Here is a 23712-nt window from a genome sequence, read left to right as displayed (position 1 = left end):
TTTTTCTGTGATTCCCAAACATTTACACTTCAATATGTTCAAAAAATTGATTTTATTCATCTCATACATATAAATGATCACACAGTACATAACAGCAAACTGAGAATATTATCTTCTCACATCTTTCAATTCCATTCCTTTGAGTCCCCAATAGGCCAGGTGCAATAGGATAATCCCCACACCCACAAAGCTGGGATAGCTCCATGGCCAGGCAGTAAAACCTGAAGGCAAGAAGCCTATATCCAATGGATTATGCTTACCAAGATGCATATAATTCGCACCGGTAGCCCAGTCAAGTAAAAAGATGAAAAACGCATAACCCGCAAGACTTGCGATAGACAACAGAAATTCCCTGTAGGTATGTTTGAATTCAAGACCTATTTGCATAAAAATCGGGATGGTAAAAAGAAAATAGTGCCTGATGAGATAATGCATAAAAGGGAAACTTAAGGGAGCATCATGAATAAAACTTGGATTTACAAAAGATATAAAGCCTGCACATAATGACCAGTAAGAAAAAAAGCGAAATAAATCGTATTTCTGTGTCAGGATCAGAACAGGCATAAGTATAGATAACGAAGCACAAAGGTGCAGAGGAAATCGTTCGTAATACGGTTCTACTTTAAATGCCCAGGTTAGCGTCCAGTAGAGTACCTCAATAACCATGTAAACCGAGATAAAACCAACCATGAATCTACGGTTTCCTGCCAGTCTCCTTATACCTTTTCTGTTCATGATCATCAATAAAACAAGGAGAACAACGCCTGCCAGGGTCAGCAAATGAATCGTTCCATACATCGGAATCAGGATTTCACTGTTTTCTTCAGGATTAAAAAACCTTAGCATACACTTATATTAGGTCAAAATAATCTCACAATATAACGAATATATTTACACCTGCTGCGTAGTTGTCTGACTTACTGTATCTTTTACTAAAAAAAAATTTAGTAACGCAGGGATTTAAAAACAGGCTAAACATATTCCTGCTTCCGTGTTTTCCATATTTAAATTAAGTTAAACTACACACTTACTGATATATAACAAATTTTTAACGGTAATTCATACTCTAAATTTAGTCATATGGGTTTTTCATATTAAATTTGCACCTGATTTGCTATTAGCGAGAAAGGAACAACACTATGAATATTGTTATTGCAGGAGCCGGACAAGTAGGTACTCACCTTGCAAAAATGCTTTCCACAGAACGACATGATATCGTACTGCTGGATCAGAAAGAAGAAAATTTAAAGCCACTGGATGCCAACTTCGACCTCATGACACATGCAGGTAGTCCGGTATCCATTTATGACTTAAAGGACAGTAATATTAAAAATGCTGATTTGTTTATTGCGGTTACGCCTTACGAATCGGAAAACATAACATCGTGCATTCTGGCAAAAGACCTGGGGGCAAAAATGACCGTAGCCAGAATCGATAACAACGATTATGTTCAACCCGAAAATATTGAACGTTTCAAACGATTCGGTGTCGATTCTCTGATTTATCCCGAGATGCTTGCTGCACGCGAAATTGTGCAGTCGCTTCGTATGCCCGGTATACGTCAGCTCTTTGACTTTTCAGATGGGGAACTCATTCTGATAGGTTTAAAAATCAGAGGCAATGCACCCATCGTCAATAAACCGTTGGCCTATCTTGATGCCCGTGATGAGAACTACCGTATACTTGCTATTACAAGAGGATACGATACCATAATTCCTACCGGCGATGACGAGATAGAAGACGGTGATATTGTCTATTTTATAACCACAAAATCACAACTTCCTGTCGTGAAGGAAAGAGCCGGCAAAAAGAATTTCGATGTCAAGAATGTGATGATTATGGGTGGATCGCGCATTGGAATTAAAACAGCGCAATATGTACCGGACTATTACAACGTTAAAATTGTGGAAATAGATAAAGCCCGTAGTTTTAAAATTGTGGATAAGCTGGACCGGGCACTGGTCATTAACGGCGACGGACGCGATATGGATTTGTTAAGGGAAGAAGGGATTGAAAAGATGGATGCCTTTGTTGCCCTGACAGGAAATGCTGAGACGAACATTCTGTCGTGTATGCTGGCCAAACAGATGGGAGTCAAAAAGACCGTTGCCGAAGTTGAAAACATTGATTACTTCGGGTTGGCTGAGAATTTTGGTGTCGGAACCATAATTAATAAAAAACGCATTGCAGCCAGCCATATCTACCAGTTAACTTTAAATGCTGAAGTTTCTCATGTAAAATGCCTTACGGCATCTGATGCTGAGGTTATGGAACTTATTGCCAAGGAAGGATCTAAAATAACCCGCGGAAAACTTAACGAAATGAAACTTCCCCGGGATGTTAATATCGGAGCAGTAATCAGAAACGGTGAAATTTTTATTGCACACGGAGATCTTCAGATTCTCGCGGGCGACCAGGTGATTGTATTCTGTCTGCCATCAGGCATCAGAAAAATTGAAAAACTGTTCTAAATATTTACTGCCCTGATGATAAACTATAAACTGATTTTCCGGGTTCTGGGTTTACTTTTAGCAGTAGAAGCATTTTTCATGCTTGTCACTGCCGGAGTATCTCTAATCTATGGAGAACCGGATTTCATGTCACACATCAAAGCGGCAGGAATTACAGGTGGAACCGGAATTCTGTTCGGAATCCTTGGGCGTAAATCTGGAAAGAAAATCGGCAAACGTGAAGGTTACATCATTGTTAGTCTCGTATGGATTGTATTTTCGTTTTTTGGATTGTTGCCGTTTTATATAGGGGATTACATTCCGTCATTCACCGATAGTTTTTTTGAAACCATGTCGGGCTTTACTACCACGGGATCATCCATACTAAACGATATTGAAGCATTGCCACATGGTATCCTCTTCTGGAGAAGCATTATTCAGTGGCTCGGTGGTATGGGTATTATTGTGTTATCACTTGCCGTATTACCATTTCTGGGTGTTGGTGGAATGCAGCTGTTTGCAGCAGAAGTTCCGGGGCCGACACCTGACAAACTACATCCTAAGATTACATCAACAGCCAAACGCCTCTGGGGTATTTACCTGGCTTTAACCATAGCTGAGACTGCACTCCTTACTTTTGGCGGTATGGATATTTTTGATTCGGTATGTCATGCTTTTACGACAATGGCAACCGGTGGTTATTCAACAAAACAAGCCAGCGTGGCCTACTGGGAATCACCATATATCCAATACATTATAACATTATTTATGTTTCTGGCCGGAACAAACTTTACTCTGACTTATTTTGCCATTAAGCTAAAGCCCAAAAAAGTAATCCAAAACGAAGAATTCAGGTTTTACCTTGGGTTTGTAATCCTTTTTACACTTATTATCGGTGCCGGTTTAATGTATAAACATGGTCTGGGACTTGAACATGCCTTCAGGGATGCCTTGTTCCAGGTGGTATCCATTATAACTACCACGGGATATGCTACAGCAGATTACCTGACATGGTTTCCACTTTTATCCATCCTGATTTTTATTCTTATGTTTTTTGGCGGTAGCGCCGGGTCAACGGGTGGTGGTATAAAAATCGTACGCATTGTTATGCTGATTAAGAACAGTTCCTATGAGTTGAAACGGCTGATCCATCCTAATGCCATTATTCCGGCCCGCTATAATTCAAGAGTTGTTGCACCGGAGATTGTTACAAATGTGCTGGCATTTTTTGTCTTTTATGTGATAAGCATCATTGTCAGTATCGTCGTACTTTCTGCTTTGGGCATTGATTTTGAAACCAGTGTTGGTGCGGTGGTAACATGTATCGGGAATATAGGTCCCGGAATCGGAGAAGTTGGTCCGGCTGCAAACTTTGCCTATATTCCGGATTTTGGAAAATGGTTTCTATCCTTTCTTATGCTTCTTGGCCGACTGGAATTATTTACCATCATTGTGATGTTCAGTGCTGCATTCTGGCGAAAATAACGCATTGATATATAAGACATAAGACTCAAGACATAAGATGTAAGACGCTATTCCGAGTACCCCTTAGCTTATCACCTTTCACACTCGTCTCTTTTCAATGCTTAGCCTTACTCTCTTCAACCTCACCATAAGTCCGGGAGAGCATCCTTTTTCCATATTGGCATCAATGACGGACAACAGCTCATTTTCAAATTCCGGCATCATCAGATAAATATTATGAAGGTATTCCAGAGAATGAACCCGGATTGCAGCGGGAGTATCATTCGTCATTAACCAACGCATACATTTATCAATGAGATAACCACCCTCCTCTTCCAGCACCGGCCGTCGTAACACAAATTTCATTAAATGCCTGACTGTGCCATCCATATCATCTCCTGTCGCGTTAAGTTCCTTATATACGTCAACAAGAATAGGATCAAGCAATTCAGGTTGTTTTTCTGTTGCATGATCCAGAATCCAGGCTGACCGCCATGATAATTTTGGTTCACGCCGTCTGACAAAAGACCACAGCTCATTAAATAATTCCGGATCTGAAGCAGCTTTCCTGCTTAGCTCCGGAAGAGCCGACAACACCAGATCTGTATGAATAAAGTCTTCCAGACTATGCGATTCAGAAGTCATGTGTAAAAGCTTTAATCCTTTTTTCCAGATCATCAAACTGATCTTCGGTAACAAATGCAGTACACGCTCTTATGCCTTGCTGAAGACTTCCTGTTGTATCCAGCGATATGGAACTGATACCGTAATATATTAAACGGTGCGCCAGTTCTCCTCCGGTCATACTTTTGTAACCCAGCGTAAAATAAAAACCATCTGCCAGTTCCTGATCCATATCTTTTTCATAAACAAGATGAAATCCATTGTCCAGAAACATTTTTTTCATAATTCCGGCCCGCTTCCCATAAACCTTTACGTCATCCAGAAATTTGAACCGTCCCTCATTGGCAGCTTTAAGCATAGCAGTAAGTCCGTACTGAGCTGAGTGAGATGTTCCGGCCGTCAATGCGTACAATATGCGTGTAACATATGTGGCCCCGAAAGATGAAACGCCATACCGTTCGTAAAGTGCTTTAAACTTACTTTCATACAACAGATCGGAAATTGCAGTTAGTGCCACACGTTGTCCGGCATAGCTGAACACCTTTGAACTGGACATGTGGATGATATAATTGGCGGTATACTTCGCGGCAGTTGGCTGATAAGGTGGTTCGTAGGGATTTCCAAGATCCTTTCTGAAATCCATTCCAAAATAGGCCAGATCTTCTATAATTATAGCACCATATTCATCAGCTTTCTTTGCAATGATCCGAAGTTCCTCCTCCGTAAAACATATCCATGAAGGGTTATTAGGATTTGAGTAGATAATACAGGCAACTTTGCCATCATGCAACATATCATCCAGTTTATCTGAGAGATATGTGCCACGGTACCGGTATACATCAAACGTTCTGTATTTTATTCCCATCACCTGCAGTTGCTGTTTTTGTACGGGGAAACCCGGATCTATAAAAAGTACATGATCCTTTCCTGTCATCGCCTGCGTTGCTGTCATAAATGAAATATAGGTTCCCTGCATAGTCCCGACAACAGGCACAATGTGTTTAGGGGATATAACCACATCCAGAAAGGCTTCAAAAAACCGCGATGCTTCATCTTTCAGTTCAGGATGTCCCTCAAGCATAGGATATTTAGAAGCTACACCTTTTCTGAGTGCCTCTATTTCAGCATTAATGCCAATTTCAGGAGGCGGAAGACTGGGAACACCCATCTCCATGCGAATGTATTTCTCATGTGTATATTGTTCGGTTTTATTCACCAACGATACGATTTCCCTGATTGTTGCCTTTCCCAAATCCTCTATTGCCAGTTCTTCTGCTATTTCATCTATGATTTCTTCCTGAATAATGTTGTGTGTCATGTTGCTTTTTTTGGACCTTAAAAATACAAAACCCGCATCGATATCGTCATGATAATTGTTATAAAAATACTCCTTTTACTATGCAGAAACAGAATATATAATTCCCTAAATTTACACTAGTCAAAATCCCATCCCATGAAAAAACTTTTATGCATAGCCCTTATCTTGCTATCTTACTGCACCATTTCGTGTGAAGACCCAAATAAAGAAGATACAGTCAAAATTGAATATATTTCGGTTCAACCTGGAGGTTGTAATTTAAGGAATTTAAGTACCGAAATAAAAAGTATTCTTTTAGAAGAGCAGGATACATTATTGATTCAGATGAACGACGATACTCTGAATGCCTTCATAGGCATCAGATATATTTGCTGTGCCCCTTTTGAGACGCATACAGATTTCAACAACGACACTCTTTTTATTAAAATCAAAGACACCTGCAAGGTTGATCAGGAAAGCTGTTATTGCAGGTGTATGTGTTACTATACCTGGAATTTTAAATTCAGGATAATTGAACAACAGACGTATTATTACCTGATTACCCTATATGATCCCGTTTCTGAAGAAACAATGATCTTCAGAAAGGGATCGATCAGTTTAACTGATTCAGTTATTCAGTCAGTGTTTTCAGGAAACTTCGGACGGCCTTAAAATTGTCTACTTTATATTTGGCCTGTGTATTTACAATGCCCACCTTTATGGTCACTGCACTTTCCGGCAGGCGCTCAAAAAGATATTCATCCGTCCAGTCGTCGCCGGCACCTAAAATAAAATCGAACTGTTCGTTTGAATTAAGTAATAATTTTTCTGCTGCTCTTCCTTTATTCACTCCGGAGTTTTTGATTTCTATTACCTTACTGCCTTCCATAATCTCAAGGCTCAGATTGGCAATCATACTGGTTAATTCATCTTTGATTTCAAGAGCACGCATTGCTCCGAGTTCATGATCTGCTTTCCGGTAATGCCAGACCAGCGAATAATTCTTCTCTTCAATAAATGAACCAGGTGTCCGGTCCACATAAAGCTCCATTACAGGCCTTATAAACGATTTCCAGTCATTATCCATCTGTTCAATAATTTCCCAGTCACCTCCGGGTTTTCTGATCCAGACACCATGTTCTGTAATAAGTGTATAGTCACGTTGATCAAACCATTCAGTGAAGACTTCTTTATCACGACCGCTGATAAGGACCACCTGGTTTTTAGGATCTGCTGCCAGTTTATCCAGAATATCATACACCTCTTTCTCAGGGCTGGCCTGTTTGGGGTTCTTTTTAAAACCGACAAGCGTTCCATCGTAATCCAGGAAAACAACACGTTTCTGCGCTTTATCATAATCCTTTTTAATCGACTGAATAAGGTTGTCATTGAGTTTTTTAGCCAGATATTTTTCCCTGTTGCTTGCCGTTTCTATTAAAGCCTTCAGAAAATCATTTGCCCAACGTTCAACATTATACCGTCGGAGTCTTTCTTTCAACATAATATTGCGTTCAATCTGCTCTTCTTCAGGCATATTAAGGGCTTCAAAAATGGAATCTGCAATCTGTTCAAAATTATTGGGATTGATGATCAGTGCTTCACCCAGTTCCTTTGTAGCGCCGGCCATCTCACTCAGGATCAAAACACCTTTATTATCAGTTCTTGTAGCAATATATTCCTTGGCGACAAGATTCATTCCGTCTCTTACGGGTGTAATTAAAGCTATTGCACTTGAGCTGTAAAGTTCAATCAGATTATCAAACGGGAAAGAACGATAGAAATACCATATCGGTGTCCAGTTAACCTTGGAATATTTTCCGTTAATGCGTCCAACCAGTTCGTCAATCTCGCTTTTCATCTCCTGGTAATGCTCCACTTTTACCCTCGAAGGTACAGCCAGCAGAATCAAGGTAACCTTACCGATATACTTCGGATACTTTTCAAGGAAACGCTCAAAGGCATGTAACCTGTTAGGAATACCTTTTGAATAGTCGAGCCGGTCAATTGAAAGGATGAGTTTACGACCCGGTTCAAGGAGCTGATACTTCTCCAGTTCCTGGCGGATTTCTGATTTGTCATGAACCGCCTTCATAATGCTGTTCTCTGATGCTTTACTGAATTTCTCAAAATCAATTCCCATGGGAAATACATCTACAGTTGCGATGCGGTCACCCAGATTTATCTGGTTCATCTGTACATCATATCCAAGCAATCGTCTGACGCTACTGGTAAAATGTCGCTGATAATCATAGGTATGAAATCCAATGAGGTCTGCACCCAAAACACCTTCAAGAAGTTCTTCACGCCACGGTAGTATTCTGAAAATCTCATAAGAGGGAAATGGAATATGAAGAAAGAAGCCAATAGAAATATCCGGTCGTTTCTCCTTTATAATCTTTGGTAAAAGCATCAGATGATAATCATGAACCCAGACCTTATCAACACCTTCAAGGTTCTTCAATATCACATCGGCAAATTTATGATTCACTGATTTATACGCCTCCCAGAATTCCTGATTGTATTCCGTATATTGCGCAAAATAGTGAAATAGGGGCCAAATTGTACTGTTACTGAAACCATCATAATATTCATCCATATCCTGCTGATCCAGATAAACAGGAATACAGTTATCGTACTTCAGCAGCTTTTCGATTTCAGTTTTTTGTTCCGGGGTTACATCTTCATTATTAAAACCGGGCCATCCTATCCACTCTCCTTCACTGGATTTGTAAACTGATTTCATTCCGGTGGCCAGACCACCAACACTTGGTTTTGTTGAAATTTTGTCCTCCTCAATGGTAATCTGATTAGGTAATCTGTTTGAAACAATTAAAATTTTACTCATATATATAAAGTTGTATTTTTTTCTTTTAAATACGGGGATTCCTTGAAATACTAAAGGTTTTTGATTTATTTTACTGCGTACACTTACAAATATATTAAAAATGAACAACTTAAACTACGGAATTGTTGGGAACTGCCGTAGCGCGGCGCTCATTTCTGAGCATGCATCACTGGATTGGTTCTGTCTTCCGGCTTTTAACTCTTCATCGGTTTTCGCAGCCTTACTGGATGATAATAAGGGTGGTAGCTTTAAAATCTTAACCGATAAATCTTACCGGATCAGCCAGAAATACATAAAAAATACAAATATTTTATCTACACGATTTGATAACGGGGAAAACATATTTGAGGTTGTTGATTTTATGCCCCGCTATAAAAATGAATCAGCCGAAGGTTATTATTGTCCGCCTGATATTATCCGGTTCATTAAGCATATAAAGGGCGCACCGGAGTTTTCTGTTAAATACGACCCACAACTGGAATATGCTGAGTATGAAACCGAAACCTATATTCACGATGGTTATGTAAAAAGTCATACCTTGAAAGGAACATATGATTCCCTGTACCTTTATTCAGATATAGATTTTGAAACCATTCTGAAAGGCGAAAAAATAACAGTGACTTCAGATGCTTATTTCTTAGTTTCCTACAATCAGAAAATCCTGCCGCAGTCTGTTCAGCGCAGCTATCTAAAGCTGCAGCGGACAAAAGTTTACTGGTTAAACTGGTCGGAAAGAACAATGCTGTACACAAATTATAATGACGAGATCATCCGCAGTGCACTTGCTTTAAAACTGTTGAGCTACGATAAAACCGGTGCTGTTATCGCTGCACTGACTACATCTCTGCCGGAAACTATTGGAGAAATACGCAATTGGGATTATCGCTTTTGCTGGATCAGAGATGCCTCAATGGTAATTAAAGTTATGGCAGGACTCGGTCATATGAACGTTGCCCGACAGTATTTGAATTTTATTATTGATATCATTTCAGATAAGGATGATAAGATACAAATCATGTATGGCATAAACGGTGAAAAGAAACTGACAGAAAAATCACTGGATTACCTCAGTGGCTACAAAGGATCAAAGCCGGTGCGTATAGGCAACGATGCATACAAACAGAAACAGCACGATATTTATGGCGTTTTGATGGATGTTATGTATCAGCAGTTCAAACTCTATGAAACATCATTGCAAAACAGTGAGGAGCTTTGGACCATTACAAGAAGCATACTGAGAAGCGTAGAACGCAACTGGAAAAAAGCGGATCGCGGAATCTGGGAAATTCGGAATGAACAGCGGCATTTTACCTTTTCCAAGGTGCTGTGCTGGGTGGCTGTCGACAGGGGTCTGAAAATTGCTAAACTCATTAAACAGAATGAATACATTGAGCCCTGGGAAAAACTACGCAATAATATTGAAAAGGATATTCATAAAAAAGCCTGGAACGAAGAGATAGGTGCTTATACACAAAGCTATGGTTCCCGGGAACTGGATGCATCCACCCTTTTGATGGAGGCTTATGGCTTTATCGATGCAAAGCATCCAAGATATATCTCTACGGTAAGAGCCACACAAAAACAACTGGTTCATAACGGATTGATGTACCGGTATCGTAATACAGATGACTTTGGGGTCCCCTCCTCCGCATTTACCATCTGTACATTCTGGCTGATTAACAGCTTATACAAAATAGGGGAAAAGGTAGAAGCAAAAAAGCTTTTTGAGCAAATTCTGAGTTACAGCAATCACCTGGGGCTGTATAGTGAAGATATAGACTTTAAAACTAAACGGTTGCTGGGAAACTTCCCTCAGGCCTATTCGCATCTGGCTTTAATAGAAACAGCCATTATGCTTTCCGGCGAAGAGATACATCTGGATACAGTGCATGAATTGTAATTTTAAGACCTAATAAAAATCATAAATTTGTATTACTGAGGGTTGTACTTTTGCCGCCACTTTAAAATAATACTTTATACCTGATCGATATGATATTTGAGAATGGAAATGTGAGAGATGGATTTATGCATCAATTTAATACTGAAGAAAATATTTGCAATATTAAAGCGGTCGGAAATATATCAATCAGTGAATCTCTTGAAGCACTAAATAAGGTCATGAACCATCCCGACTTTCATGAGAACCTAAAATTTAACGTTGATCTGACTGAAATAAAATTTAACCCATCCTACAACGAAATTGAAAGTATAAAAGCCAAACTGATTAAACAAAAAGAAAAGCTTAAAAATAAAATAGCCCTGGTATCTGTAGGATCGGTTTCAATAATTGTATATCTGATCGCTCAGTATGCAAAACACAACGGATTGATAATAAAAACGTTTACAACGTTCGATAAGGCAAATGCATGGATTAATGAAACAGACGAATCTGTAGCTCACTAATACTTTTGATCAATCCACAAAAAAACCCGGCCTTTTTGAGCCGGGTCTCATTTTCAGGTTTACTATTTCCTGATGTCTAACCATAGAAACCTGTTTATTACAATTTGATTCTCACGAATCGCTCTTTAGGGGTCATTGAGATTCCACATCTGGCCGGGGCTTCGCCTTCGTAAGTATTCCCACAGGTTGTACAAACCATATAAAGATCAGGTAATGAACCGGCACTACCAGCGTTTAAAGCATCCAGGGCTTTTTCATACATTGCCTTGTGCTTTTTCTCTGTCTGATAGGCATAGTTAAATGAGATCATTGCCAGACTTGCACTTTCTGCCGATGCATCCTTGATAAAATCGGGATACATTGTTGCAATTTCATATGATTCTCCGGAAATAGCATCACCAAGATTTTCCTTTGTGCTTTTAACTTCAAATTCCGGGTTTACTGCGGGAACGTCGGCACCCATTTTTTCCAGAACGGCCTTATGATTCCCTGCATGAATGCTTTCTGCTTTGGATGCAGCCCTGAATAACAGCGCAATTCTGTCGTAACCTTCCTTCTCGGCCTTATCCGCAAATGATGCATATTTGGTACTCGCGGTTGTTTCACCCTTGAATGCATTTTGTAAATCCTGAACTGATTTCTGGTAATTCATTGCCAGAGGGGTCTCTGCATCTGTCGTTATCGTGAAAACCAGAACAAATACTAAAAATAAAGAGGTCATTACTGTTCTCATAACTTTTTGTTTTTAATTTTAACTGTCACAAATCTACGGCCGACACGATGAGAAGAACCTGAAAGAAACCTTAAGAATCACTTAAATTATTGGTGAAGATTAACCGGAACGAAGTGCCTGATCCGGGTTTGCTGTTTACTTTAACGGTAATGCCAAGTATATCTGAAAAACGCTTTACTATCGAAAGCCCCAGTCCGTTCCCTCCCACATTACTGTTGCGGGATTGATCTGTCCTGTAGAACCGCTCAAAGATTTTCGTAAGCTCCTCCTGTGGCATACCTGCCCCTTCATCCTCTATCACAATGGAGTCATGCTCACCTGACGTTTCAGAAAAAATACGAATCATCCCTCCAGGATCTGAATACTTTATGGCATTGGTGATAATATTGTCAAATATTTGGCTCAACATAAATTTATCACCACGAATTTTCAACGACTCCGATAGTTTAATATCAAAACTAATATCCTTTTTAGTTAATTGGGGTTCAAGTCTGGATAACACTTCAGGAATAAGGTTTACCGCTTGTACTTCAGAATATACAAGGGTTTCTTTTCCACTTTCATAGCGTGCCAGCAACAACAGCTGCTCTACAAGTTCCGACATGCGGTCTATCTCAGAAAGACCATATTTGAGTTTATTTTCGTAATACTCCACTTCACGCGGTTTTCTCAGCATAAGTTCCAGTGTACTTTTTAAAATGGAAAGTGGAGTCCGCAGTTCATGTGAAGCATCGGAGGTAAATTGTTTTTCGCGCTGCACAGCATTCTGCAGCCTGTCCAGTAATCCGTTAATGGTCTCTGTCAATGTATACAGTTCATCCTTTCGCCCCGGCAGTTCAATTCGCTCTTTTAAATTTTCATGTGTTATTTCCTGTGCCGTATTTGTTAACCTGAAGATAGGTTCAATACTTTTCCGGGCAATATAATCCGATATAAAGTAAAGAATAAGCAAAACCAAAGGGAAAGCAATAATTAATATGATTCGGAGATTCTTCAGTACCATCAGTGTATCCTCCAGAGGCATGGCAACAGAAATAAAACCCAGTATTTTACTCTGCAGGTTCTTAACCGGTACCTGCAACTGATAAATCTGCGATCCGGAAATTACATCCTTAAAATTAAACTTTGCTGATTTGTCTTTATAAACGCGTAACGATCCGTTCACAAGATTTGGAGACTTTTTTATGACTGAACCGGAACTGTCAGCATATTGAATAAAAATCGGATTAACCTCAATCTGTCCATGTTCATTCTCAAGCCACTCATTCGGATTTGCAAAGTAAATTTTATCGCTGAGCACCACAACACTGTTAAACAACTCCAGCGACTCTGCATCCAAATCTCCCTCAAGATGATTATATACGGTAGAATGAACCACAAAATAAACGGTAAGGAAAATTCCGCTGGACAGGATGGCCGAAGCCAGCATAAAATTGAGTGCTACACGGTTACTGTATTTGCTTTTTTTCATTGTCTTTAATCAGATATCCAACACCTCTGATGGTACGGATGTAACTGGAATTCCTTCCTGAATCAATCTTTTTACGCAAGGCATTAATATACACATCAATAACAGAAGTGTCGTAATCAAAATGAATATCCCAAACATGTTCAATGATCCTGGTTCTGGAACAGACCTTTTCCTTGTTTCGCATTAAATACTCCAATAGCGCGAATTCTTTTTGGGTCATAGCTAACTCTTCTCCTTTCAGGAACACCTGGTGGGATTCCATGTTCATGGTCAATTCCCCGACTTTCAGTAATGAAGTATCCGATTTTTCGGCCCTAAGCTGAACCCTTATCCTGGCCAGCAGCTCATCAAATGAAAATGGTTTTTTAATATAATCGTTCGCCCCCATATCAAGAGCAAAAACAGTATCATCCACTGTGTCTCTTGCTGTAAGAAAGATAACGGGAACTACAGAACCGGCCTTTCTGACCTGACGACAAATTTCAAGACCTGTGATACCGGGCACCATCCAGTCAAGCAAAAGGACATCATATTCACCATCATTGGTCAGAGCAAGTTCAAGCCCTTTGTGTCCTTCATATGCCACATCTACAGCATAAGATTCCTCTTCCAGACCTTCTTTTAAAAGATTGGCTATTCCGGGTTCATCTTCAACAATGAGTATACGCATTAAAAAATAGTTTTATATCCTTCATATCTTGCTTAAAATCCCAGGTTGAGTTCTACACCTGCTGCATGTTTAAATACAAGTTCTCCGCCATAATATCCTGTTCTGGCAATAGCAACAACTGAAGCCAGAAACAAAATCATAGATAAGGCCTTTAAAAATCCCGAATATTTCTTCAAATATACGATTAGTATTCTGAAAAGTGCAGTAATGCTAACCAACCAAATCGTTAATTCTGCTGCTGCTTCGTGAACATCCAGTGCCTGTTTCAGCATGCCTTCTTCAGCTATACCACTGCCGGCCAGTTCTCCTGAAAGCAAAGCAGCAATCGTACCCACAGCGCCAAGCAGAAGTAATGTAAAACCTGCCCATTTAAAAAACTCCTTTCTGAAAAACAGACTGACAATGTCAAATATGAATCCAACAATCAAAAGAGCTATTGGAAAGTGTACAATCATCGGGTGCAGGTGAGTTGAATCTATCATAACGTTTCTTTTTAATTAGTCATGTCAAAATTAGACACCGACCGCTTAAACGGAGGTAAGTACTTCCTTAAAATTCGCTTAAAATCATCCGGGTATAATGCTCAAAATAAGTATATTTACGACTCAGCATAATAATTCAACAGCTCTGCAACTTAATTTTATTTATATGGAGAATTCACCCTTATTTTGGTGGTGAACATAAAAATAAACCAAAATGACACGCTTAAGTAAAACGAAATTCTGGATAACATATCATGTTGGGCTGATGTTCTTCAGTTTATTTGCAGCCATGATTATGAAATTGGTTCAATACCATAATGCATTTCATCCAACTGTTCTGGCCTCATTCTTTACAGTTTTCATTATGAGTATTTCGCTGGGATACCTGACCATTTATCTGGTAAACCATTCAAAAAAATATTCGCATAAAGAATTGCGTAAAAAGATCATTCCGGGACTCCTTATTTTTTACCTTGCTGCTTTCATCATTGCCAACATTGCGATCACTCTAGGTGTTTCAGGATGGTACTTTTTTTCCGGTGAGAGCTTTCAGGGATTCTGGAACCGTCTGGTAAATCAGGAACTTGTTTTTGGCAATGCCCGCTTGTTGATATGGCTGTTGTTTTTCACTCTTGGCTTTTTCATCATTTTATGGCAGAAGTCCGCTAAAAAAGAACAGCAATTACGCGAGGAGAATCTTCGGTTTAAGTATCGGACGCTGAAATCACAGGTCAATCCACATTTCTTATTCAATAGTCTGAATACCCTTTCAGAACTGGTTTACAGTGATGCAAAAAAAGCAGACAACTACATCCAGAACTTATCACAGATCTATCGCTACATCATTGAAAACGAAGAAACAGATCTGCTTCCTTTGAAAAACGAACTGGTGTTTGTGGATAAATATTTTGCCTTGCAAAAAGCACGGGACAATGGAAAAATTGAATTGCATTCAACGATCTTCGACGCAGACCAATACCAGGTTATTCCGGTCTCGGTTCAGATGCTGATCGAAAATGCATTAAAACACAATGCGGTTTCGATGAATCAGCCGCTGATCATTGAACTCAACATAGAAAATGATGTGATTTGCGTTAAAAACAATATTCAACGTAAATCGACCATGCAGGAATCTACCGGCACAGGATTGAAAAACCTGAAAGAACGTGTACATTTGATTCTGAATAAAACCATGACTTATAAAGAAGAGCATAATCAATTCGTGGTCTATCTGCCACTTAAAAAGACTGATAATGAACGTTCTGATCATTGAAGATGAGAAACCGGCTGCTGATAAACTGAAACGCATGCTGACCGAAACTGATCCGGAGATCCATATTCTGGATCAGTTAAGTTCTGTTCAATCTGCCTCCGGTTGGCTATTAAGCCATCCCGATCCCGAACTGATATTCATGGATATTCAACTGGAAGACGGCATCTGCTTTGAGATTTTTGATAATGTGGAGATTCATACACCGGTTATTTTCACGACAGCATACGATGAATACTCACTCAAAGCCTTTAAGGTAAACAGCGTGGATTATCTTCTGAAACCAATTGATCAGGACGAGTTGAACCGGGCCGTGAGTAAATTCAAAAATATTCATCAAAACAAAACTGGAATAACCGATATTCAGTCGTTGATCACTCAGTTGAAACCCAAAACAAAGGAACGCTTCTTAATTAAAACAGGTAACCGGTTCCATTCGGTATCGGTTACGGATATTGCCTGCTTTTACATTATCGAACGCTGTACATTTATCTTCACTCATGATGGCAGGAACTATCCCGTGGAATTTTCCCTGGATAACATTGAATCTCAGATTGACCCTAACCGCTTTTTTCGTGTGAACCGAAACTTCATCCTGAATTTTTCTGCCATCAGGGAAATAATTGCCTTCTCTTCAAGCCGTTTAAAACTTACGCTAAACACGGCACCAGTAGCTGAAAATATCCTGGTCAGCAGGGAACGTGTTGCAGCATTTAAATCATGGATGGACCGTTAAAGCAATATCATTACATTTGAGTATTGAAGGACTTTGTAAATTATTTTATATTTGTGGTTCATTCAGAATGAGGTTTTGAAAAGGTTAAAAAAATATATCGGGTTGTTTTTTATTCTGCTGACGGGAGTTTTAATTTCCGCACACGAACTGATTCCGCATCATCACCACTTTGATTCCGTTTATTCGCATACATCCGAATCGCCGTTTAAAACCAATCATGATACTCAGCATGGTAATCACGAAGACTCTTCATCGCATTGTCATGCGTTCAACGATTCGTTTGTTGACCGTATTTTAACGGCACGTTTTCATTCGGTTCAACCTGAATATTTTTTTATTGCAATTGTTAATACAGTATCGGAGCTTCAACCGGAGGTTCACCTATCCAATATATTTGCATTTAACCCGGTCTGCTTCAAACAACATAATTTTCCCGATTCGGATCCATTACGAGGTCCGCCACAATTCATCTGATTTTTAATTATTTACCAAATGTGATAGCAAAATTTCGTGTTTTCTGCTATTTACCCCACGCATAAAGGGTGATGCAGAAAACCAAAGGTTGTACTCACTAACAGGTTATTTAAATCGCCTTTATTAAAGGTGCTACAGAACGGTTCCGTCGGATTCAAACGGATCAATTCTGCCATATTATTAATCTTACAAATCAGATGTATGATCAATCGTATAATATCATTTTCCATTAAAAACAAAGCCCTGATCGGCCTAATGACCGTTGGCCTGATCCTGGGCGGCATTTATTCGGTGACCCGTATTCCGCTGGATGCCGTACCTGATATTACCAACAACCAGGTTCAGGTCATCACTACAGCGCCAAATCTGGGCACCGAAGACATAGAACAATTTATTACTTACCAGGTGGAACTGGCTGTTGCCAATCTGCCCGGAGTAACCGAGATCCGTTCAGTTTCCCGGTTTGGATTATCGGTCGTTACCATTGTATTTAAAGATAACATGGGAACTTACCTGCCGCGCCAACTGGTAAGTGAAGCGCTGAATGATGTGAAAGAAAAAATACCGAAAGGCTTTAGTCAGCCATTTATAGCCCCCATCAGCACAGGGCTCGGCGAAATTTACCAGTATACGCTTCAGGTTGAACCGGGTTTTGACACAGCCTATAACGACATGGATCTGCGCACCATGCAGGAATGGATTGTAAAACGACAGATGGCCATGGTGCCCGGCGTAGTTGAGGTAAACTCATTTGGTGGCCGCGGCAGACAATACGAGGTGGCTGTGAATCCGGATCAGTTACGCAGCATGGGTCTGACCATCACTGATATTTTTAACGCACTGGAAGCCAACAACCAAAACACCGGTGGCGCCTATATCGAAAAAAATCACAAAGCCAACTTTATTCGTGGCGAAGGCCTGATGCGTTCGCCGGATGACATAAAAAATACGCTGGTTAAATCCATTGACGGACATCCTGTTTTTATAAGAGATGTAGCTGAAGTAAAATACGGCAGTTTTGTCCGGTTCGGGGCATTCACTCAAAACGGAAAAGGAGAATCCGTTGGTGGTATAGTGATGATGCTGAAAGGTGAAAATTCCAACAATGTCATTCGTAATGTGAAAGAAAGGATTGAATTGATTCAAAAGTCACTACCTGAAGGTGTCACCATACAACCGTTTCTGGACAGAAGCCGCTTAATCAAACACACCACTTCAACCGTTGCCGAAAACCTCACCATTGGTGCACTGATTGTGATCTTTGTTCTGGTCATCTTCCTTGGCAACCTCAGAGGTGGACTTATTGTAGCCTCTACTATTCCGTTGTCCCTGCTCTTTGCATTTATCATGATGTATCTGTTTGGGGTATGGGCAAACCTGATGAGTCTTGGAGCCATTGACTTCGGGATTCTGGTGGATGGTGCTGTCATTATTGTGGAAAGCATGATCTACTACCTCCATAAAAAGAAGTTCATCGGAACAACACTTACGGCTTCCAAACGCAATAAAATTGCTGAAAGCTCGGCGAAAAAAATGATGAATTCAGCATTTTTCGGCCAGCTGATCATCCTGATCGTTTTTATTCCGGTTATGGCACTTCAGGGCGTGGAAGGAAAAATGTTCAAGCCTATGGCCATGACCTTTGGCTTTGCGGTTTTGGGAGTAGTCATTCTTTGCCTGACTTATATTCCCATGATGGCTTCCCTGTTTTTACATCCGCCTAAAAACAATAAAAAAACGTGGGGAGAAAAGGTTATTAAGCGACTGGAAGAAGCTTACAAGCCCATTATTTCGTGGTCCATTCGTAAAACAAAACTCATCACAGTTTCAGCAGTTCTCCTACTAATTGCCGGTGGATTTGTTTTCAGCCGCATGGGCGCGGAGTTTATTCCCCAACTGGATGAAGGCGATTTTGCCTTTCATGCATTTTTAAAACCGGGTACATCACTTACAGAGGTAAAAGATGCATCCACGCGTATTGAAAAACTGGTGCTTAAGGAATTTCCGGATGAGGTAGCTTCCATTCAAAGCCGGATTGGCGTGGCTGATGTTCCCACAGATCCTATGCCCATGGATATTGCCGACATTTTTGTGATCCTGAAACCAGAAGAAAACTGGAGCAAAGCATCCTCAAAACAGGAACTCATGGACAAAATTAAAGAAGCCGTTGCAGTATTTCCGGGCATTAACTATGAGTTCACCCAGCCCATTGAGATGCGCTTTAACGAACTGCTTACAGGCGTTCGTGAAGACGTAGCCATCAAGTTGTATGGTGATGATCTGGATGTGCTGGCCGATAAGGCCCAGGAGATAGCGGGTCTGGTATCGGGCATTGAAGGCATTGCCGGCATAAAAGCAGAGGCTACCCGCGGTTTACCGCAGATTACGGTTCATTATGACCGGAATAAACTTGGTCAGTACGGACTTAACATCGAAGAACTGAATACGGCGGTACAAACGGCTTTCAGTGGCGGCGTGGCCGGCGTTATATACGAGGGTGAACGCATGTTCGACCTGGTGGTAAGGCTGGATGAAGCACACCGGAAAAGCATTGATCACATACGGAATTTATATGTCAACCTGCCGGATGGTAACCAGATCCCGCTTAAAGAAGTGGCTGAGATTAGCTACCAGCCGGGTCCGATGCAGATCAGCCGGGACAATACAAACCGTCGAACGTATGTCGGCATTAACGTGGAAGGCCGCGATGTAAAGTCGCTGGTGAACGAAATCCGCAGCACGCTGGATGAACAACTGGATCTGCCTCCCGGATATTATATTCGTTACGGCGGCGCCTTCGAAAACCTGGAACGGGCAACTAAACGCTTAACGCTGGTGGTACCGCTGGTACTGGCACTGATCTTTTTGCTGGTCTTTTTTGCTGTAAAATCGTTTAAACAAACGCTTATGATTTATGCTGCCATTCCATTTGCTGCCATTGGTGGAATCTTCACCCTCTGGTTTCGTGGCATGCCACTGAGTATTTCTGCCGGTGTCGGTTTTATCGTTCTTTTCGGTATTGCCGTATTAAACGGGCTGGTTTTAATCAGCAGTTTTAATGAACTCAAGGCAAAAGGTAAATTTGGATTGAGCGACATCATTAAAAAAGGTACGGTAAGACGCATCAGGCCTATTCTGCTAACTGCATCTACAGACATCCTTGGGTTTCTCCCTATGGCTGTTTCAACATCTGCCGGAGCCGAAGTACAACGTCCGCTGGCCACAGTGGTCATTGGCGGAATGCTTACCTCTACCCTTTTGACCCTGATTGTGTTACCGGTTCTTTATAAAATGGTGGAATCCGGTAAGCACAGACTGGAGGGGCCACTTAACGGGTTGAACACAAAAGCAATACCTGTCGTTTTAGTTACCGGACTGATCCTGTTAGCCAACCCGGTATCAGCTCAGACTCAATCGCTTTCTCTTCAGGATGCTATTGAAAGAGCCTATGCGGTATATCCTTCGGTGAAAACAGCTGACATGGAAATTCAAAAGCAGAAAGCGCTGAAATCCACCGCCTACGATTTAGGATCAACCTCGGTTTACACCGGACGGGAAGAGACCAAGAGCGGGATACCGGGAATTCAAAACCGGATTGGTGTAGGACAAAACGACATCGATCTTTTTGCTGTACCGGCAAAAACAAAACTGGCTAATGAACGCATTCAACTGGCCGAAACACAAAAAGAAATTACGGTGCAGGCACTAAAACAGCAGGTAAGTTTAGCCTGGTATGCCGCACTGAATGCAAAAAAAGAATGGTTGCTTTACCGGGAACTGGACACTGTTTTTGCAGGTTTTCTTAAAGCAGCAGAACTGCGCTATAAAACCGAACAAACCTCTAAGATTGAATACCTTGCGGCTTCTTCAAAGTACAGTGAACTACAGCTGAATATAAAAACTGCAGAAAGTGATTATAACGCTGCCTTGCAATCGCTGAATCAATACCTTTTGCTGGAAGAACCATTTGTGGTAATCGCTGAAACACCATTTAAGAAACCAGAGGTATTTTCTGAAGATTCTATTCAAAGTAGTCCGATACTGAATGCCCTGAGTGCAAAAACGGAGGTCAGTAAAGCTGAATGGAAAGCGGAAAAGTCAGCTTTGCTCCCGAAACTTGATCTGGGTTATAAGCTTCAAAGTATTGATGGGGAAAATGGATTTTACGGCTGGGAGGCCGGCATTTCTGTTCCGTTAGTGGTCTTTTCACAACACGGGAAAAACAAAGCAGCTGAACTGGACTACAAGATGGCTGGTCAGAATTATAAAATGAATCGCTTAAAACTTCAGGCTGCCTATAATGAAAAACTCAGCAGGTATAACAGCCTTTCCGGGGTTCTTAGCTACTACCAAAACGAAGCTCTGCCATTGGCAGCCGAACAGATTTCAGCCGCAAAACTGGGTTACAGACTTGGAAGCATTGATTATATCCAGTTTATTCAAAACGTGGAAGCGGCTTATAAAACCAGACGGACTTACATTCAAAAGCAAGCTGAAGCATTGCGATTACAAACAGAATTAAACTATTTAACCGGAAAATAAAACAAGATGAAACAGATATATATTTTTCTCACAGGACTTGCATTCTTAAGCGCTGCATGCGGTCCGGTTCAAAAAGAAAACCACGAAGAAGAACATCATCATCAAGCGGAAGGTGTGGTTTTGTTAACAAAGCAACAGCAAAACGCCCTCGGCCTGAAGCTGGGGCATATTCAAATGCGCAATCTGACCACCGTGGTAAAAACCAATGGTCAGCTAATGGTACCACCATCCGGTAGTGCTGAAGTCACGGCACTGTTTGGCGGCAACGTGAAAGAAATCGCTGTTTTTCATGGCGATAAGGTAAAAAAAGGACAATTACTGGCCCGGTTGATCCATCCTGATTACATCACCATACAGGAAAATTTTGCTGAAGCTGCCAGTAACCTTGAGTTTCAGAAAAAGGAACTTGAACGCCAGCAGGAACTGTATGATAATAATGTTGGTTCAGGAAAGGCATTGCAACAGGCCACCTCCAATTTCAACATTACCAAGGCAAAATACGAAGGACTCAAATCGCGGCTCGATCTGTTGAATATTGATCCTGACGATGTGCTGAACGGAAAAATATCGGGGTCGATCCGAATCCTGTCCCCCATAAATGGTTTTGTAAACCAGATCAATATCAAATCCGGATCATATGTTGATGCCAGGGATATTATGTTTGAAATCACCGACAATGCCGACATTCATGCAGATTTCCTGGTGTATGAAAAAGATGTGCCACGTGTTAAACCGGGACAGAAGATTCATTTTGATGTGGCCAATCAAACCGGGAAAGAGTACCTGGCTACTATTTTTGCGGTTGGAAAAGTGTTTGAACCGGAAACCAGGGCCGTACACATTCATGCCACGCTGGATGAACCTGATGAAAGCCTGATTCCGGGGCTGTATATTTCCGGACATATTCATACCGATGCACAAAGCACGCCAGCTCTTCCCAACGATGCCATTGTAAGTGAAGGGACCAAATCCTTTATTTTTATAAAAGCAAATGAGGATGGCGATTCACACGAAGAGGAAAGCACGGAATTTAAGATGATTGAAGTGGTTGCGGGACGTCAGGACGGGGACTTCACCGCTATAAAACTGATTGATTCTGTTCCTGAAAATGCAGAGGTAGTTCTGAATGCCGCTTACTATTTGCTTGCTGATATGAATAAGGAAGAAACGGAACATGAACATTGATTAAAACTAAGGTTGTCCAGGATGTAACTGCATTCTGGGCAACCCTAGTTGTATTAATTCGAATTATGATTAGGCGTATGGCTCATTCCTACGTCGCTTTAAAACCAATCTCCTGATAAGATCAAAAGTATCGCCTTAAAATTCTACTTGCTTATAGACCCGGTAATAAATAAATTTTGCTTTGATGATCGTAAATTCTACATGTGAGAGGCATAAACTATTTATGACGTAGCTGGAAGCTACGCCAAACGTTGGGAAACAGAGGACTGTGTACAGCAAAGCTGGGATAAATACAGAAATAACAGAAGATAGTTTTTAACCATCCTTAAGAAAACCTGAAGCAAATCTTTAGAATCTCTTTAGATTTTCTTTGTTATTTTGAAGTATGAAAATCTTAGTGATTGAAGATGAGATTGATCTGTTACTTGCCATCAATAATTTCCTGGTAAAAGAAGAATACATATGTGAACTGGCAGAGAGTTATTCAAAGGCAGAAGAAAAGCTTTTTATTTATGAATACGATCTGATCCTTTTAGACATCTCCCTGCCCGATGGCAACGGGTTGGACCTTCTTCGAATCATCAAACAAAAGCAAATAAAATCGGGTATCATTATTGTTTCGGCCAAAGATTCTCTGGATGATAAAGTCACGGGGCTGGATTTGGGTGCAGATGACTATCTGACCAAACCCTTTCAGTTTTCAGAACTTAACTCGCGTATTAAAGCCGTTTTAAGACGAAAACATTTTGATGGATCAGATACCATTTCCTTTAATGAAATAACCATTAGTACCACTGGCAAAACAATAAGCGTGGGTCATAATACTGTGGTTTTTACAAAAAAAGAGTTTGAGTTGCTGCTGTATTTTATGGTGAATAAGAACCGGGTGCTAACCAAGGAATCCATTGCTGAACACCTATGGGGTGATAAAATAGACCTGGCTGACAGCTTCGACTTTATCTATACCCATCTCAATAATATCCGCAGAAAGATTAAAAACGCCGGAGGTACTGACTATATCCAAACGGTATACGGCATGGGGTATAAATTTTCAGAAAAATAAGCT

At 40.7% G+C, this 23712-nt stretch carries 19 protein-coding genes; 11 read left to right on the top strand and 8 right to left on the bottom strand.

Translation table 11 applies throughout. The annotated features are described in order from the left end of the window. Positions 1-108: 108 nt before the first annotated feature. Positions 109-846 carry a YwaF family protein gene (locus tag ACE1EF_RS10530; RefSeq protein ID WP_375720622.1) on the bottom strand — a complete coding sequence of 246 codons (738 nt, stop codon included), beginning with the start codon at positions 844-846 and terminating at the stop codon, positions 109-111. Between the two features lie 293 nt (positions 847-1139). Between ACE1EF_RS10530 and trkA the strand changes: the two genes are divergently transcribed. Both trkA and ACE1EF_RS10520 read left to right on the top strand, forming a co-directional pair. Beyond that, complete coding sequence (gene trkA, locus ACE1EF_RS10525; protein WP_375720621.1) at positions 1140-2471, top strand: Trk system potassium transporter TrkA; 1332 nt, start codon at positions 1140-1142, stop codon at positions 2469-2471. Between the two features lie 15 nt (positions 2472-2486). After that, a complete protein-coding gene (locus ACE1EF_RS10520; protein ID WP_375720620.1) occupies positions 2487-3935 on the top strand; it encodes a TrkH family potassium uptake protein in 1449 nt (482 codons plus the stop codon). Positions 3936-4013: 78 nt separating this feature from the next. On the opposite strand, the gene ACE1EF_RS10515 is transcribed toward ACE1EF_RS10520, so the two are convergent. Together ACE1EF_RS10515 and ACE1EF_RS10510 are read right to left on the bottom strand one after the other, a co-directional pair. After that, positions 4014-4559: a hypothetical protein gene (locus tag ACE1EF_RS10515; RefSeq protein WP_375720619.1), complete on the bottom strand. Its 546-nt coding sequence runs from the start codon at positions 4557-4559 to the stop codon at positions 4014-4016. Next, the gene (locus ACE1EF_RS10510) at positions 4549-5856 is read right to left on the bottom strand and encodes a pyridoxal phosphate-dependent aminotransferase (RefSeq protein ID WP_375720618.1); all 1308 of its coding nucleotides are present in this window, start codon (positions 5854-5856) and stop codon (positions 4549-4551) included. Before ACE1EF_RS10510 ends, ACE1EF_RS10515 begins: the two co-directional genes overlap by 11 nt. A gap of 135 nt (positions 5857-5991) precedes the next feature. On the opposite strand from ACE1EF_RS10510, the gene ACE1EF_RS10505 reads away from it, so the two are divergent. Beyond that, positions 5992-6507, top strand: coding sequence for a hypothetical protein (locus ACE1EF_RS10505; protein ID WP_375720617.1), 516 nt, complete (start codon positions 5992-5994; stop codon positions 6505-6507). Here ACE1EF_RS10505 and ACE1EF_RS10500 read toward each other — a convergent pair. Then, entirely contained in the window at positions 6467-8680 is a 2214-nt protein-coding gene (locus ACE1EF_RS10500; RefSeq protein ID WP_375720616.1) for a bifunctional alpha,alpha-trehalose-phosphate synthase (UDP-forming)/trehalose-phosphatase, read from the bottom strand. The genes ACE1EF_RS10505 and ACE1EF_RS10500 overlap by 41 nt on opposite strands. A 100-nt stretch (positions 8681-8780) precedes the next feature. On the opposite strand from ACE1EF_RS10500, the gene ACE1EF_RS10495 reads away from it, so the two are divergent. Both ACE1EF_RS10495 and ACE1EF_RS10490 read left to right on the top strand, forming a co-directional pair. Continuing rightward, positions 8781-10580, top strand: a complete 1800-nt coding sequence (locus ACE1EF_RS10495) for a glycoside hydrolase family 15 protein (protein WP_375720615.1) — start codon at positions 8781-8783, stop codon at positions 10578-10580. Between the two features lie 89 nt (positions 10581-10669). Further along, on the top strand, positions 10670-11083 hold the full coding sequence (locus tag ACE1EF_RS10490) for a hypothetical protein (protein ID WP_375720614.1): 414 nt from the start codon (positions 10670-10672) through the stop codon (positions 11081-11083). Positions 11084-11180: 97 nt separating this feature from the next. Here ACE1EF_RS10490 and ACE1EF_RS10485 read toward each other — a convergent pair whose 3' ends face one another. The 4 genes from ACE1EF_RS10485 to ACE1EF_RS10470 all read right to left on the bottom strand — a co-directional run bounded on the left by ACE1EF_RS10485 (position 11181) and on the right by ACE1EF_RS10470 (position 14439). Then, positions 11181-11816: a rubrerythrin family protein gene (locus ACE1EF_RS10485; RefSeq protein WP_375720613.1), complete on the bottom strand. Its 636-nt coding sequence runs from the start codon at positions 11814-11816 to the stop codon at positions 11181-11183. Between the two features lie 70 nt (positions 11817-11886). Continuing rightward, positions 11887-13287 (bottom strand): sensor histidine kinase, encoded by a 1401-nt coding sequence (locus ACE1EF_RS10480; protein ID WP_375720612.1) that lies wholly within the window; start codon positions 13285-13287, stop codon positions 11887-11889. Continuing rightward, positions 13265-13957, bottom strand: a complete 693-nt coding sequence (locus tag ACE1EF_RS10475) for a response regulator transcription factor (RefSeq protein ID WP_375720611.1) — start codon at positions 13955-13957, stop codon at positions 13265-13267. The genes ACE1EF_RS10480 and ACE1EF_RS10475 overlap by 23 nt, the downstream gene beginning before the upstream one ends. A 32-nt stretch (positions 13958-13989) precedes the next feature. Further along, complete coding sequence (locus ACE1EF_RS10470; protein ID WP_375720610.1) at positions 13990-14439, bottom strand: DUF2231 domain-containing protein; 450 nt, start codon at positions 14437-14439, stop codon at positions 13990-13992. A gap of 214 nt (positions 14440-14653) precedes the next feature. Between ACE1EF_RS10470 and ACE1EF_RS10465 the strand changes: the two genes are divergently transcribed. From ACE1EF_RS10465 to ACE1EF_RS10440, 6 genes are all read left to right on the top strand, one after another. Beyond that, positions 14654-15712, top strand: a complete 1059-nt coding sequence (locus ACE1EF_RS10465) for a sensor histidine kinase (RefSeq protein WP_375720609.1) — start codon at positions 14654-14656, stop codon at positions 15710-15712. Next, positions 15693-16445 (top strand): LytR/AlgR family response regulator transcription factor, encoded by a 753-nt coding sequence (locus ACE1EF_RS10460; RefSeq protein WP_375720608.1) that lies wholly within the window; start codon positions 15693-15695, stop codon positions 16443-16445. Before ACE1EF_RS10465 ends, ACE1EF_RS10460 begins: the two co-directional genes overlap by 20 nt. A gap of 75 nt (positions 16446-16520) precedes the next feature. Beyond that, the gene (locus tag ACE1EF_RS10455; protein WP_375720607.1) at positions 16521-16919 is read left to right on the top strand and encodes a hypothetical protein; all 399 of its coding nucleotides are present in this window, start codon (positions 16521-16523) and stop codon (positions 16917-16919) included. Positions 16920-17120: 201 nt separating this feature from the next. Next, complete coding sequence (locus ACE1EF_RS10450) at positions 17121-21461, top strand: CusA/CzcA family heavy metal efflux RND transporter (RefSeq protein WP_375720606.1); 4341 nt, start codon at positions 17121-17123, stop codon at positions 21459-21461. Positions 21462-21467: 6 nt separating this feature from the next. Continuing rightward, positions 21468-22646: an efflux RND transporter periplasmic adaptor subunit gene (locus tag ACE1EF_RS10445; RefSeq protein ID WP_375720605.1), complete on the top strand. Its 1179-nt coding sequence runs from the start codon at positions 21468-21470 to the stop codon at positions 22644-22646. Between the two features lie 385 nt (positions 22647-23031). Beyond that, positions 23032-23709, top strand: coding sequence for a response regulator transcription factor (locus ACE1EF_RS10440; protein WP_375720604.1), 678 nt, complete (start codon positions 23032-23034; stop codon positions 23707-23709). The last annotated feature ends 3 nt before the right edge of the window (positions 23710-23712 follow it).

This window comes from Quyinboa sediminis (genome assembly GCF_042219855.1).
Taxonomy (GTDB): Bacteria; Bacteroidota; Bacteroidia; order Bacteroidales; family UBA5342; genus JBHJHP01.
This window is presented reverse-complemented; position numbering and strand designations above follow the sequence as displayed.

What these genes read in the sequence shown, in the direction of transcription:
- ACE1EF_RS10490 (WP_375720614.1), top strand. Translation starts at nt 10,670, where the DNA reads ATGATATTTGAGAATGGAAATGTGAGAGATGGATTTATGCATCAATTT.
- ACE1EF_RS10450 (WP_375720606.1), top strand. Translation starts at nt 17,121, where the DNA reads ATGATCAATCGTATAATATCATTTTCCATTAAAAACAAAGCCCTGATC.
- ACE1EF_RS10510 (WP_375720618.1), bottom strand. Translation starts at nt 5,856, where the DNA reads ATGACACACAACATTATTCAGGAAGAAATCATAGATGAAATAGCAGAA.
- ACE1EF_RS10460 (WP_375720608.1), top strand. Translation starts at nt 15,693, where the DNA reads ATGAACGTTCTGATCATTGAAGATGAGAAACCGGCTGCTGATAAACTG.
- ACE1EF_RS10445 (WP_375720605.1), top strand. Translation starts at nt 21,468, where the DNA reads ATGAAACAGATATATATTTTTCTCACAGGACTTGCATTCTTAAGCGCT.
- trkA (WP_375720621.1), top strand. Translation starts at nt 1,140, where the DNA reads ATGAATATTGTTATTGCAGGAGCCGGACAAGTAGGTACTCACCTTGCA.
- ACE1EF_RS10485 (WP_375720613.1), bottom strand. Translation starts at nt 11,816, where the DNA reads ATGAGAACAGTAATGACCTCTTTATTTTTAGTATTTGTTCTGGTTTTC.
- ACE1EF_RS10480 (WP_375720612.1), bottom strand. Translation starts at nt 13,287, where the DNA reads ATGAAAAAAAGCAAATACAGTAACCGTGTAGCACTCAATTTTATGCTG.
- ACE1EF_RS10465 (WP_375720609.1), top strand. Translation starts at nt 14,654, where the DNA reads ATGACACGCTTAAGTAAAACGAAATTCTGGATAACATATCATGTTGGG.
- ACE1EF_RS10500 (WP_375720616.1), bottom strand. Translation starts at nt 8,680, where the DNA reads ATGAGTAAAATTTTAATTGTTTCAAACAGATTACCTAATCAGATTACC.
- ACE1EF_RS10520 (WP_375720620.1), top strand. Translation starts at nt 2,487, where the DNA reads ATGATAAACTATAAACTGATTTTCCGGGTTCTGGGTTTACTTTTAGCA.
- ACE1EF_RS10475 (WP_375720611.1), bottom strand. Translation starts at nt 13,957, where the DNA reads ATGCGTATACTCATTGTTGAAGATGAACCCGGAATAGCCAATCTTTTA.
- ACE1EF_RS10470 (WP_375720610.1), bottom strand. Translation starts at nt 14,439, where the DNA reads ATGATAGATTCAACTCACCTGCACCCGATGATTGTACACTTTCCAATA.
- ACE1EF_RS10505 (WP_375720617.1), top strand. Translation starts at nt 5,992, where the DNA reads ATGAAAAAACTTTTATGCATAGCCCTTATCTTGCTATCTTACTGCACC.
- ACE1EF_RS10440 (WP_375720604.1), top strand. Translation starts at nt 23,032, where the DNA reads ATGAAAATCTTAGTGATTGAAGATGAGATTGATCTGTTACTTGCCATC.
- ACE1EF_RS10530 (WP_375720622.1), bottom strand. Translation starts at nt 846, where the DNA reads ATGCTAAGGTTTTTTAATCCTGAAGAAAACAGTGAAATCCTGATTCCG.
- ACE1EF_RS10515 (WP_375720619.1), bottom strand. Translation starts at nt 4,559, where the DNA reads ATGACTTCTGAATCGCATAGTCTGGAAGACTTTATTCATACAGATCTG.
- ACE1EF_RS10495 (WP_375720615.1), top strand. Translation starts at nt 8,781, where the DNA reads ATGAACAACTTAAACTACGGAATTGTTGGGAACTGCCGTAGCGCGGCG.